Source organism: Streptomyces lanatus, assembly GCF_014655715.1.
Taxonomy (GTDB): Bacteria; Actinomycetota; Actinomycetes; order Streptomycetales; family Streptomycetaceae; genus Streptomyces; species Streptomyces lanatus.
The window spans coordinates 50,372-62,953 of sequence record NZ_BNBM01000007.1 but is presented as its reverse complement, the minus strand read 5'-3'; the positions used below and the strand labels follow the sequence as shown (position 1 = coordinate 62,953).

The following is a 12,582-nucleotide window of genomic DNA, read 5'->3' as shown; positions in this document are numbered from 1 at the left end:
TTCGGTACCGAGCGCCTGACTCACAGGCGCCCGGCGCCCCCCGCCCGCACCGCGTCCAGGAACGGCTCGATCGCCGCACGCCACCCCTCGGGCTGGTCGTAGTGCACCAGATGCCCGGCATCGGGCACCTCCGCGTACTCCCCGCGAGGCAGCACCCGCACCATCTCCTGGGCCTCCGCCCGGCCGAGCTCGCCGTCGAGCCCGCGCACGACCAGCGCGGGGCACCGCACCTGGGCCAGGTCCTCCCAGTGCGCGTCGAACACCCATGTCTCGCGGGACCGCAGCATCTGGTCCGGCACGAACACCGGCCGCCAGCCGTCCTCGCACTCGTGCATGACCTCGGCGTAGAACTCACCGCGCGCGGGGTTCGGCCGCTCGACCCAGGGGTCGTCCTCCCCGAACCACTTCCGTACGTCGGCGAGGGTGGCGAAGGGAACGGGCCAGGCCTTGAACCAGTCCTCCCACTCCCGCTGCGAGGCCGCGCCCAGCGCGGAGGCCCGCATGTCGCAGATGATCACGCCGCGCACGAGGTCGGGGCGCCGCGCCGCGAGCTGCCACGCGGTCAGCGCGCCCATGGCGTGGCCGATGAGGACGGCCGGGGCGAGGCCGAGCTGTTCCAGGGCGGCCTCGGCGTCGTCGACGTAGGCCTCGCGTGTGAAGGCGGCCTGCGCGGGCTTGTCGCTGCGGCCGTGGCCGCGCTGGTCCAGGGCGACGGCGCGGTGCCGCTCGGAGAGCCAGCGGGCGGTGGAGGCCCAGTGCGAGGCGCGGCCCATCAGGCCGTGCAGTAACAGGACGCCGAGCGGGCCGTCGTGCTCGGTCGTGGGGTCGCTCTTCGGCGGGTCGGTCTTGGGAGGGTCGCCGAACTCCCAGGCCGCGAGCCGTACGCCGCCTGTCCCGGTCACGTCGATGCGCCGCGCCATAGGTCTGGCCCCCCTAGCTCCGCTCGGACCGCTCGAGTCGGCGGATCCCGTCGTCCGCTGCTTGCCGTGTCTGCTGTGCCTGCCGTATCTGCACGCGATGTGCATGCCTTGTGTGCCTGACGTGATCTTATGCGCACAATCCTGAAGCGCACGTTCCGCGTGACCCGTCACACGCAGACTATCGAACTCCTATTCGAAGAAGCGGGCTCCGCGAGCAACACCCCTCATTCGAGTGACCCCCTCCCAGGATTGATCGCCGGCGCCGAGGGGAGACCTTCACCGGGAGGCGGACCGATCGGGGAAACCGGTCCGAAGGGGATGACCCTGGGAGCTCGGGGCTCCGGGTCAGCACAGGGGAGGACAGGCCCCGGCGCCGTGCGGCGCCGGGGCCCTCTCCCTGTTCACGGCACATCCTCGCGCCCCCTCCCCGGCCGGACGCATCGCTGTCGATCACGGCCCAGAGCCCTCAGGTCATATGCCTCACGCGACAGCCTGGCACGCGGATCGGCCGGGCGCTGCGATTCCGCGCACTGAATCTTGGAACGAAGAGCAACGAAAGAGTTCGACGGGAACCCCCACAACTCCCGCTTCCCTACCGGGAGTTACCGAGGAGCGAACTCAAGATGGCCGAAGACCGACTCAGCGCTTGGCGACGAACACATGCGAGGCGACGTCCGCCTCCAGCTCGGCCGCCTCACCACCGCTGCCCACCAGCACACCGCCCGCGGACTCGGTCACGCTGACCACCGAGCCGGGCTGCACGCCCGCCCGACGCAGCGTGTACATCAACTGCGCGTCGGTCTGGATCGGCTCCCCGATCCGGCGTACGACGACCGTCTTGCCCTCGACGCCCGGGTCCAGGTCGGCCAGCGAGACCATGCCCTCATCCAGGAACGGGTCGGCGCCGTCCTTCTCGCCGAGCTCCTCCAGGCCGGGGATGGGGTTGCCGTACGGCGACTCGGTCGGGTGGCGCAGCAGCTCAAGCACCCGCCGCTCCACGGCCTCGCTCATCACATGCTCCCAGCGGCAGGCCTCGGCGTGCACCTGCTCCCACTCCAGCCCGATCACATCGACGAGCAGACACTCGGCGAGGCGGTGCTTGCGCATGACGCGGGTGGCCAGCCGCCGCCCCTCGTCCGTGAACTCCAGATGCCGGTCGGTCGCCACGGACACCAGTCCGTCACGCTCCATCCGCGCCACCGTCTGGCTCACGGTCGGCCCACTCTGGTCCAGCCGCTCGGCGATCCGGGCGCGCATGGGGACCACACCTTCCTCCTCCAGCTCGAGGATGGTGCGGAGATACATCTCCGTGGTGTCGATCAGTCCGGACATACGTGCCCCTCGATTAGCTCTGCGATTAGCTCAGCCGGAAGCGAGACAGCTCCACGGCGCGTGCGCTGGCCCTGCACTCAATTCTGCCGGATACCACAGACAACCGCGCCGAGCCGTTGAAACGAGCGGGTTGAAGGACCGCGGGCCGGGCCTCCGGCCGTATTGACACCGCACTGGTCCAGACCGCACGGTGATCCGCGACACACCCGAACCCACCCCCACCCGCGGAGGGCCCCGCATGAGCGACAGCACGCCGGCCGACCAGTTCTTCGACGCCGCGATCGGCCTGCTCCAGCGGGTCCGTGCCGAGGAGGCCGGGAGCATCGAGGCGGCCGGCACCCTGCTCGCCGACACGGTCGCCGCCGACGGCCGGCTCTTCGCCTTCGGCGCCGGGCACTCCTCGCTCGCCGCCCAGGACATCGTCTACCGCGCGGGCGGCCTCGCCCTGATGAACCTGCTGGCCGTGCCCGGCGTAGTAGGCGTCGATGTCATGCCGGCCACCCTCGGCTCCGCGCTCGAGCGCGTCGACGGCCTCGCCGGCGCGGTCCTGGACAGCTCGCCGCTGCGCGCGGGCGACGCCCTGGTGATCATCTCCCTCTCGGGCCGCAACGCCCTCCCCGTGGAGATGGCCGTCAACGCCCGCGCCCTCGGCGTCAAGGTCATCGGCGTGACCTCGGTGGCGTACGCGTCGGAGACGACGTCCCGCCATGTCTCCGGGACCTTCCTCAAGGACCACTGCGACATCGTCCTCGACTCGAAGATCGCGGTCGGCGACGCGGAACTCACCCTGGACACCATCCCGGCCCCCTTCGCGCCCGCGTCCTCGGTCGTCACCTCGGCCCTGCTCCAGGCCGTCATGGCGACGGCGGCCGCCTCCCTGGCCGACCGGGGCATCGAGCCCCCGCTGCTGCGCTCGGGCAACGTCGACGGCGGGCACGACTGGAACGCCGGGATCTTCGAGAAGTACGGCGACCGGATCTTCTACCGGCGCTGAGGCGACCGCACGCCCGCTACTCCGGGCCCAGGGCCCCGGCCAGGTCCAGCGCGGCGGCGATCCGTACCGCCACGTCCTCGGCGTACACCGCGTCGCTCCGCTCGAACGCGGTGCGTCCGGAGCCCCGCAGAAACGTCACGACCCCCACCGTGCGCCCGCGGCTGCGCAGCACGGCGCACAAGGCGTGCACCGCGTCCGCCGGCCACTGCCGCCGCAGCGCCCACTCACGGGCCCGCTCCGCCGGCATGTCGCCCGCGTCGGCCCGCACAGAGCCGGCCCGGGACACGCACTGCAGCGCCGGATGCCCCTAGCCGTAGCGCACGGGCAGCCCGGCCTCTCCGCCGAGCAGACTCGGCCCGTGCGCCCCGGAGGGGGTCCCGGCGACCCGGACGAGCCGTACGGGTGCGTCCGAGGTGTCCCCGTCGGCCACCGCGCCGCCCGCGATCCGGTCGATCAGGGCATGATCGGCGAACCCGGCCAGCGCGAAGTCCAGATGTACGGTCGCCGCCTCCGCGGGGTCCTCGCACTCGGCGGCGGCACGCGCGGCGCGATGCAGCTGGTTGACCCGGAACCGCAGCGTCGCCGCCTCCTGCTCCGCCTGCTTGGCCTCGGTGACGTCCTGGAACAGCCAGCCCACGCCCAGCGGCACCGGTTCCTCCGCGAGCGGCGACGCCAGCCGTACGAAGCCGCAGCGCCAGCAGCGACGCCGGTCGCCGTCCGGTGTGCGTACGCTCACCCAGATCTCGGCGGGCGCGGGCGGCGCACCTTCGGCCAGCACATGGGTGAGCGCGCTCTCCAGTTCCTCGACGCCCTGGGCGAGCAGTTCACCGAGCGGCCGCCCCAGCACGGACGTACGGCCGATGCCGAGCGCCCGGGCCGCGTGCGCGTTCACCACGGCGGGCCGCAGATCGGCGTCGACCAGCACGACACCCCACGACGCGTCCTCGAACAGCGCCTCGCTGAGCGCGATCGACCGCTCCAGATCGATCTGTGTGTGCACCTCGCTGAAGGCGCAGTAGACCCCGGCGGGCTTCCCGTCTGGACCGCGTACGGCCGCCGACTGCGTCCGTACGAGCACCCGCCCGCCGTCCTTGGTGAGCAGCGCGAACTCGTGCACCTGCCGTCCGGGGGCCTGCATGGCGGACATCAGCCGCCCCTCGACCTCCTCGGCGTCGGCCTCGCGCACCGCCCACCCGGCGAATCCGCGCCGTCCCACGGCCTCGGCCGCGCTCCAGCCCAGGATCCGCTCCGCCTCACGGTTCCAATGGGTGACGACCCCGTCCCCGTCGAAGGCGCACAGGGCCGCGTCCATACCGTCCAGCAGCGCGGCCAACAGATCCGAGCCGCCTGCCGAACCCTCCGAGCCGTCCCGCTCGGGTTCGTCCGGCCCCAGCTCGTCGGTGGTCCCACTACGCCGGGAAGCACTCACATGGACCCCCTGCCAAGCTACGTCCGCACGTACGACGCGTCGGTTCGCTCACTCGTCATCATCTAACTGGAACGTGACGCAGCACACATCGAGTTCCCCCAAGATTGAAGGAATCGTTGTACGGCGGAAATCGGCTGAAACCGACCACAGGCGCCACTAGCCGCCCCTACGCCACGCCTTGCTCGTAGCCGACCAGTCGCAAGGTCAGCCACACCTCATTCTCGTCCTCCGGGGCCACATAGCGCTCGACTTCCACGAAGCCGCGCCGCTCGGCGAACCGCAGCCCCTCCGCGTTGGCGGTCAGCACCACGGTGCGCACCTCCCGCGCACCGAGCACGCGCGCGTGCGCCAGCCCGTCGTCGTACAGGGCGGCCCCGAACCCCTGCCCCCGGTACTCGGGCAGCACGCGCGCGATGACGACGGCCGCGCCCTCGTCGCCCTGCGGCGGCCGGACGGTCGAGCAGCCCACGAGGACGTCCCCGAGATACGCGTTCCGCAGCTGATGCCGCCCGCTGCGCTCCCGTACCTCATCGAGGCTGAGCTCGTCCGGGGGCACGATCACGTTGTGGACATGGCGCCACTCCCTCAGCATGGCGTCGCCGTCCACCGGGGCAATCCGAAGATCAGACACGAGACCCACTTCCCCTGCGCGCGTACACCTCGATCTCGATCTTCATACGAGGATCCACGAGCTCGCACATCATCATCGTCGCCGCCGGCCGCACCTCCCCGAAGTAACGCCGCAGCACCGGCCAGCACGGCTCGAAGTCCTCCCGCGCGGGCAGCAGATACCGCACCCGCAGCACGTCGGCGAACGAACACCCCGCCTCCTCCAGCGCGGCCCCCACGTTCCGCAGACACTGCTCGGCCTGCTCCACCACGTCCTCGGAGATGGTCATCGTCGTGTAGTCGAACCCGGTCGTGCCCGAGACATGCACCCAGTCCCCGTCGACCACGGCACGCGCGTACCCGATCTGCTCCTCGAAGGTCGAACCGCTGAGAATGGCGCGCCTCGCCACCTGCTGCTTTGTCATGTTCGGAACGCTAGGCGAGCGGCGCGGACAGGTCCACGAAAAAAAGCGGTTGATCGGGGCCGGACGGCTTCCTAATGTGTGGTGCACACGAGAAGGGAGGTGGTTCGGCAGATGTATGCATACCGGACGCGTGAGGTGGCTGCGGGCTAGCGGCCCGTCACCCCACCCAGTGCGGTGCCGGACCAGCACGTGACAGACGCGTGCAGCCGGCCCAATCCCAGCAGTCACCCGACCCGCGAGTTCGCCGGTACGTCCGGCCGGCTCCCCCGCTTCGGCGGAGGGACCCGAGCTCGCGGGTCGTCTGCGTTCCGGGGCCCTGAGCCCGGCCCTCAGTCGTCCTCGCCGCCGTCGTCGTCATCGCCGTCGTCGCCCTGCTGGGCGGCGCGCTGCCGCTCCTGCTCGCGCTGCTTCTGCGCTCGCTTCTCCTCCTCCCGGCGCTCCTCGCGACCGGCCGTCGTCTCCGTCTCCGTCGCCAGGGTCGGTGTGGTGAGAGGTGAGGGGCTTGAGTCCAAGGGGGACGCGGAGGTGGTCGGGCTCGGCGGGGCGTCGGTCTTCGGGTGTTCCGCCGTGGTGGTGTCCGGTGAGAACCACAGCATGCCGAGGAGCATCGCGGCGATGAAGAGCGCCGCCGCGGCGACCGTGATCAGCGCGCGCCGGGTGCCGGAGCGGGCGCGGGGTCTGGAGCGGGAGTGTGCCCGGCCGGGTGCGCCGCGGCCCGGTGGGGACGCCTGGGCCGAGGGCAGCATGTAGGTCGTCGGGTTGCTGGTCTCGCCCACCCGGCTCCGACGACCCGCGGGGGCGGCCGGCGCGGACGCCTCGGGGAGCGGCTGGGGACGCCCCCGCCAGGCGCCGCCGGCGAACCAGTCGGCGGCCTGCTGGGCGGCGGGCCGGTCCTCGGGCTCCTTGGCCAGCAGGCTGAGGAGGTAGCTCTCGAAGGCGGGCGGCAGGCCGGCGACGCCGAGTTCGCGGGGCGGTACGGGGGCGGCGTCGAGATGCTGGTGGAGGATCGCGACGGCCGTGTCGGCGTTGAAGGGCGGGCGGCCGGTGAGCAGCTGGTAGAGCACGCAGCCCAGCGAGTAGACGTCGGAGGGCGGGCCCGCCGGCCGGCCGAGGGCGCGCTCGGGGGCGAGGTAGAGGCTGGTGCCGACGATCTGCCCGGTGGCGGTGAGCGCGGCGCCGGGGTCGTCCATGAAGCGCGCGATGCCGAAGTCACCGATCTTGAGGGTGCCGTCGGCGTCCAGCATCAGGTTGCCCGGTTTGATGTCGCGGTGGACGATGCCCTGCCGGTGGGCGGCGGCGAGCCCGGCGGCGGCGTGGGCCGCCATGAGGGCCACGCGCTCGGCGGGCTGTGCGCCGGAGTGGGCCAGCAGCCGGGCGAGGCTGTCGCCCTCGACGAGTTCCATGACCAGGTAGAGCTGGTTGTCGTGCTCGCCGAAGTCCCGTACGCCGACCACGTTCGGATGGTCGATCCGGGCGGCGGTCTGCGCCTCCAGGCGGAACCGGGAGGTGGCGGTGGGGTCGGTGTCCTGGGGCAGCAGGAGCTTGACGGCGACATGCCGGCCGAGCGTCTCGTCGTAGGCCCGCCAGACCTCCCCCATGCCACCGCGCCCGATCGACTCGCTCAGCCGGTAGCGGCCCGCTATCAGCACCTGTTCCCCATCCCCCATGCCGTCGGACGTCTCGATCGCCGCAGGCGTAACTCACCGCGTGGGAACGGGTGATGGAGGGAGTGCCGCAGCCGCAACAGCATACTGGCGGAGTGGATCAGTCACGTTCCGTGCGCCGTCGCCGCGTACCCCTCGCGCCGGCCAAGGGGTACGCGCGCGTGGCGCTCAGTGCGCGATGTCGGCGTAGCCCTCGACCTGGCGCGGGTCGCGCGGGCCCGGGCCGATGTAGCGGGCGGAGGGGCGCACGAGGCGGCCGGTGCGCTTCTGCTCCAGGATGTGCGCCGACCAGCCCGCCGTACGGGCACAGGTGAACATGGACGTGAACATGTGCGCCGGGACCTGCGCGAAGTCCAGGACGATGGCGGCCCAGAACTCCACGTTCGTGGCCAGGACACGGTCCGGGCGCCGGCTGTGGAGCTCTTCCAGGGCCGCCTTCTCCAGGGCCTCGGCGACCTCGAAGCGGGGTGCTCCGAGCTCTCGGGCGGTGCGGCGCAGGACGCGCGCGCGGGGGTCCTCGGCGCGGTAGACGCGGTGGCCGAAGCCCATGAGGCGCTCGCCCTTGTCGAGGGTCTGCTTCACATAGGCGCTCGCGTCGCCGGTGCGCTCGATCTCCTCGATCATGTGCAGCACACGGGAGGGCGCGCCGCCGTGCAGCGGGCCGGACATTGCTCCTACGGCTCCGGAGAGCGCCGCGGCCACATCGGCGCCGGTGGAGGCGATGACGCGGGCGGTGAAGGTGGAGGCGTTCATGCCGTGCTCGGCGGCGGACGTCCAGTAGGCGTCCACGGCGGCCACGTGCTTGGGGTCGGGCTCGCCGCGCCAGCGGATCATGAAGCGTTCGACGACGGACTGGGCCTTGTCGATCTCGCGCTGCGGCACCATGGGCAGGCCCTGGCCGCGCGCGGACTGGGCGACGTAGGAGAGAGCCATGACGGCGGCTCGGGCCAGGTCGGCCCGCGCCTGCTCCTCGTCGATGTCCAGCAGCGGCTTCAGGCCCCACACGGGGGCCAGCATGGCGAGCGCGGACTGCACGTCCACGCGGATGTCGCCGGAGTGCACGGGGATCGGGAACGGCTCGGCGGGCGGCAGTCCGGGCCGGAAGGCACCGTCGACGAGCAGCCCCCAGACATTGCCGAACGAGACATGGCCGACCAGGTCCTCGATGTCGACGCCCCGGTACCGAAGGGCGCCGCCCTCCTTGTCCGGTTCGGCGATCTCCGTCTCGAACGCGACGACTCCCTCGAGCCCGGGTACGAAATCGGACATCAGGCGGCTCCTCATGATGTGTGCGACGAATGGGGTTGTGGGTGGGACGACCACATGTCGAACGGCGGAGATCTGGGCATGCACCGGTGGATCCACGGTCACGGACTCGGATTCCGGACGTACGGGATTCCGGGCCTCGGCGGACTCGCAGTCCGGGGGCGTACCCCTGTGATGCCCCGTGCGGCTGGCGGTCACCCAACCGGAACGGCATCAGAACGATAACCCTCAGTGCCACTTTTTGGCAGCCCCTGCGGCACTGAGTGCCATGCGCGACGACGGCACCGTGCCGGACGACGCCCGTGCGGATACGGCAAGATGACCGCGTGACCGACCGAGACGCCGTCCCTTTCGATCCCGCAGAGCCCGCCCCCGACCCCGCCGCGATGCGCAAGCACTACCGGGCCGAGGGGCTCACCGAGACCGATCTGGCAGCCACGCCGGTGGCCCAGTTCGCGCGCTGGTTCAAGCAGGCCGCGTCGGAGGCGCACCTCTTCGAGCCGAACGCGATGATCGTCTCCACCGCGGACGCCGAGGGCCGGCCCAGCTCCCGCACGGTGCTGCTGAAGCAGTTCGACGAGCAGGGCTTCGTCTTCTACACCAACTACGACTCCCGCAAGGCCCACGACCTCGCCGAGAACCCGTACGTCTCCCTGCTCTTCCCCTGGCATCCGATGGCCCGCCAGGTCATCGTCACGGGCGTGGCCCGCCGCACCGGGCGCGACGAGACGGCCGCCTACTTCCGCACCCGCCCGCACGGCTCCCAGCTCGGCGCCTGGGCCAGCGCCCAGTCCTCGGTCGTCCTCTCCCGAGCGGACCTCGACGCCGCGTACGCCGAACTCGCCGCCCGCTACCCCGAGGGCGAGCAGGTCCCGGTGCCCCCGAACTGGGGCGGCTTCCGCGTGGCCCCGCAGACGGTGGAGTTCTGGCAGGGCCGGGAGAACCGGCTGCACGACCGGTTGCGGTACGTGGTGGAGCAGGACGGGGGATGGCGGGTGGAGCGGCTCAGTCCCTGAGGGTGCTCCAGGCGCTCAGCCGAGGGCGTCGTCCAGCAGTCCCGCCCACTGCGCCACCACTCGCTCCCGGCGCCCCGCGTCGTCCGTGAGGAGGTTGGCCAGGCCCAGGCCGCGGGCCATGTCGAGGAGGCCCTGGACCGTTTCCCGTACGCCCGGGCGGGACTCGTCCGCGCCGAGCAGGTCGACCGCGATGCGGTGGGTCTCGCGGCCCACGCGGGCCTCCAGCTCGGTGACGCGGGAGCGCAGCTGTTCCTCGTTCGACGCGGCGACCCACAGATGCAGGGCCGCCCGGAAGAGGGGGCCAGTGAAGAGGTCCACCAGGGCGGACACGACGGCGCGGCGGTCGGCCGCCGTGTCCTCGGCGAACAGGGCGCGCAGGGCCGTCGAGCGTTCCTCGGCGACGTACTCGACCGCCGCCGTGAAGAGGTCCTCGCGGGTCGGGAAGTGATGCTGGGCGGCGCCTCGGGAGACACCGGCGCGCTCGGCGACCACGGAGACCGTGGAGCCGGCCCAGCCGTGCTCGGCGAGGCAGGCCACGGCGGCCTCCAGGAGCCGTTGCCTGGTCGCGCGGCTGCGGTCCTGTTTGGGCACGCGGTCCACGCGGTCGCCGACTGTGCTCACACCACCCATTCCGGATCCCGTCTCTCCAGGAAGGCCGTCATCCCCTCGCGGGCCTGCGCGGAGGAGAACAGCCGGGCCGAGAGCGCGGTCAGGTCGGCCGCGTCCCGGTCGAAGGTTTCCAGCACCTTAGCCGTGAGCAGCGCCTTCGTCTCCGCCAGGGCCTCGGGGGCGGATCTGCGCAGGCCGTCCAGGATGGGGGCCAGCGCCTCGTCCACGTCGTCGGCGTGCGTCGTGAGCAGGCCGACGCGGGCGGCTTCCGGCGCGGTGAAGCGTTCGCCGGTGAGGTAGTAGCGGGCCAGGGCGCGCGGGTCGGTGCGGGGCAGGATCGGGAGGCTGATCACCGCGGGGGCCACGCCGATGCGGACCTCCGTGAAGGCGAAGGTGGCCTCGTGGGACGCGGCCGCGATGTCGCAGGCCGCCAGGAGACCGAGGCCGCCCGCGCGGACGTGGCCGGTGACGCGGGCGACGACCGGTCTGGGCAGTTCGACGATCTGACGGAGCAGCGCCACCAGCGCCTCCGGGGGCGGAGGGTCGCGCAGGTCCGCGCCCGCGCAGAAGGTGTTGCCGGTGTGGGTGAGGACGATCGCGCGTACGCCGGTGTCCTTGGCGCAGTCCTTCAGCGCGTCGGTCAGCTCGCCGACGAGTGCCGCCGAGAGTGCGTTGCGAGTGTCCGGGGAGTCCAGACTGAGGGATTCCACGCCGCGCGCGCGGGTACGACCGATCAACGTCATGCGCGCTCCCGGAGTTCCCGTCGCAGGATCTTGCCCGAGGCGGCCCTGGGCACCCCGTCGATGAAGGTGACCCGGCGGACGCGCTTGTAGGGGGCGACGCGTTCGGCGACGTACATCATGACCTCTCCTTCGGTGAGGTCGGTGGCGGAGGGTTGGCGGACCACATGTGCGTGCGGCACCTCGTTTCCCTCGTCGTTGTAGACGCCGATCACAGCCGCGTCGGCGATACCGGGATGGGTGAGCAGAAGTGCCTCCAGCTCGGCGGGGGCCACCTGGAACCCCTTGTACTTGATGAGCTCCTTGACGCGGTCCACGACGAACAGCCAGCCGCCGGCGTCGACATGACCCACGTCGCCGGTGTGCAGCCACCCGTCGGCGTCGATCATCGCGGCGGTGGCATCGGGGCGGCCGAGGTAGCCCTTCATGACCTGGGGCCCGCGGATGAGGATCTCGCCGGACTCGCCGACACCCAGGTCCTTGTCGGGGTCGTCCAGGGAGACGACCCGCATCTCGGTGCCGGCGATGAGCCGGCCGACGGTGCCGGCGGGCGCGTCCCGCATGGCGGCGAGCGGGACGACATGGGTGCCGGGCGACAGTTCCGTCATGCCGTACGCCTGCCCGACCGGCGGCAGGCCCAGGCGCTGCGAGCAGGCGGCGGCGAGATGAGCGTCCAGGGGTGCGGCGGCGCTGATGATGTACTTCAGGGACGACAGGTCGTACTGCGCCACCAGCGGGTGCTTGGCGAGGGCCAGGACGATCGGCGGGGCGACGTACAGGCCGGTGATGCGGTGGTTCTGGATGGCCGCGAGGAAGGTCTCCAGGTCGAAGCGGGGCAGGACGACGACCGTGGCGCCCACCCTGAGGGGCGCGTTCATCAGGGCCGTGAGGCCGTAGATGTGGAAGAAGGGCAGCACGGCGAGGATCCGGTCGCCGGGCCCGGCCGATATCGCGGGTTCGAGCTGGGCGAGGTTGGTGGCGATCTGGCGGTGGGTGAGCATCACGCCCTTGGGGATTCCCGTGGTGCCGGAGGAGTACGGCAGCGCCGCCACGTCCGCCACGGGGTCGATGTCGACCTGTGGTTCGGGGGCCGCGGACGCCAGCATGTCGATGAGCGAGCGGTGGCCCGGCGCACTGTCGCAGACGAAGATCTCCTGGACGCCGCCCGCGAGTTCGGCGGCCCGGCGTGCGCTCTCCAGCAGCGGCGACACGGTGACGATCCAGCGGGCCGCCGAGTCCTTGAGCTGCTTGGCGAACTCCTCGGGCGTGGCGAGCGGATGCACGGTGGTGACGGAGGCACCCGCGCGCGAGGCCGCGTAGAACGCCGTCGGGAAGGCGACCGTGTTCGGGCTGTGCAGGGCGAGCACATCGCCCTTGCGGACACCCGCCTCGGCCAGACCGGCGGCGACTCGCCGGTGGAACCGGTCGAGCTGCTCGTAGGTGAGGGTGATGCCGTCCGTGCCGTCGATGAGCGCGGGCACCTCACCGAACTCGGCGGCCCGGCCCAGTACGGCCTCGTGGATGGGGAGTTCTACGGCCGGGACGTCTGCGTATGCGCTTCGGAACACGGTTCCTCCA

At 71.8% G+C, this 12,582-nt stretch carries 11 protein-coding genes and 1 pseudogene; 2 read left to right on the top strand and 10 right to left on the bottom strand.

The window, feature by feature from the left end; genetic code table 11:
• Nucleotides 1–20 precede the first annotated feature (20 nt).
• Both IE325_RS19915 and IE325_RS19910 read right to left on the bottom strand, forming a co-directional pair.
• Nucleotides 21–920: an alpha/beta fold hydrolase gene (locus tag IE325_RS19915; protein ID WP_190071309.1), complete on the bottom strand. Its 900-nt coding sequence runs from the start codon at nt 918–920 to the stop codon at nt 21–23.
• Nucleotides 921–1,559: 639 nt separating this feature from the next.
• Nucleotides 1,560–2,252 (bottom strand): iron-dependent transcriptional repressor DtxR, encoded by a 693-nt coding sequence (locus IE325_RS19910; RefSeq protein WP_190071308.1) that lies wholly within the window; start codon nt 2,250–2,252, stop codon nt 1,560–1,562.
• A 238-nt stretch (nt 2,253–2,490) separates the two neighbouring features.
• On the opposite strand from IE325_RS19910, the gene IE325_RS19905 reads away from it, so the two are divergent.
• Nucleotides 2,491–3,246, top strand: coding sequence for an SIS domain-containing protein (locus IE325_RS19905; RefSeq protein WP_190071307.1), 756 nt, complete (start codon nt 2,491–2,493; stop codon nt 3,244–3,246).
• 16 nt (nt 3,247–3,262) lie between these two features.
• On the opposite strand, the pseudogene IE325_RS19900 reads toward IE325_RS19905, so the two are convergent.
• The 5 genes and pseudogenes from IE325_RS19900 to IE325_RS19880 all read right to left on the bottom strand — a co-directional run bounded on the left by IE325_RS19900 (nt 3,263) and on the right by IE325_RS19880 (nt 8,642).
• A pseudogene (locus IE325_RS19900) lies at nt 3,263–4,675 on the bottom strand (PAS domain-containing protein).
• A 166-nt stretch (nt 4,676–4,841) separates the two neighbouring features.
• On the bottom strand, nt 4,842–5,267 hold the full coding sequence (locus IE325_RS19895) for a GNAT family N-acetyltransferase (RefSeq protein WP_373315196.1): 426 nt from the start codon (nt 5,265–5,267) through the stop codon (nt 4,842–4,844).
• A 31-nt stretch (nt 5,268–5,298) separates the two neighbouring features.
• Nucleotides 5,299–5,709, bottom strand: coding sequence for a RidA family protein (locus tag IE325_RS19890; RefSeq protein WP_190071305.1), 411 nt, complete (start codon nt 5,707–5,709; stop codon nt 5,299–5,301).
• Nucleotides 5,710–6,038: 329 nt separating this feature from the next.
• Entirely contained in the window at nt 6,039–7,358 is a 1,320-nt protein-coding gene (locus IE325_RS19885; protein ID WP_190071644.1) for a serine/threonine-protein kinase, read from the bottom strand.
• A 183-nt stretch (nt 7,359–7,541) separates the two neighbouring features.
• Nucleotides 7,542–8,642 carry a citrate synthase 2 gene (locus IE325_RS19880; protein ID WP_190071304.1) on the bottom strand — a complete coding sequence of 367 codons (1,101 nt, stop codon included), beginning with the start codon at nt 8,640–8,642 and terminating at the stop codon, nt 7,542–7,544.
• A gap of 323 nt (nt 8,643–8,965) precedes the next feature.
• Here IE325_RS19880 and pdxH point away from each other — a divergent pair, with 323 nt between their 5' ends.
• Nucleotides 8,966–9,655 carry a pyridoxamine 5'-phosphate oxidase gene (gene pdxH / locus IE325_RS19875; RefSeq protein ID WP_190071303.1) on the top strand — a complete coding sequence of 230 codons (690 nt, stop codon included), beginning with the start codon at nt 8,966–8,968 and terminating at the stop codon, nt 9,653–9,655.
• Nucleotides 9,656–9,670: 15 nt separating this feature from the next.
• On the opposite strand, the gene IE325_RS19870 is transcribed toward pdxH, so the two are convergent.
• Genes IE325_RS19870 through IE325_RS19860 form a run of 3 tightly spaced genes read right to left on the bottom strand, consistent with a single transcriptional unit; the run spans nt 9,671 to nt 12,572 of the window.
• Nucleotides 9,671–10,285: a TetR/AcrR family transcriptional regulator gene (locus tag IE325_RS19870; protein WP_190071302.1), complete on the bottom strand. Its 615-nt coding sequence runs from the start codon at nt 10,283–10,285 to the stop codon at nt 9,671–9,673.
• Nucleotides 10,273–11,007: an enoyl-CoA hydratase family protein gene (locus IE325_RS19865; protein WP_190071301.1), complete on the bottom strand. Its 735-nt coding sequence runs from the start codon at nt 11,005–11,007 to the stop codon at nt 10,273–10,275. Before IE325_RS19865 ends, IE325_RS19870 begins: the two co-directional genes overlap by 13 nt.
• Nucleotides 11,004–12,572, bottom strand: coding sequence for a 4-coumarate--CoA ligase family protein (locus IE325_RS19860; RefSeq protein WP_190071300.1), 1,569 nt, complete (start codon nt 12,570–12,572; stop codon nt 11,004–11,006). Before IE325_RS19860 ends, IE325_RS19865 begins: the two co-directional genes overlap by 4 nt.
• Between the last annotated feature and the right edge of the window lie 10 nt (nt 12,573–12,582).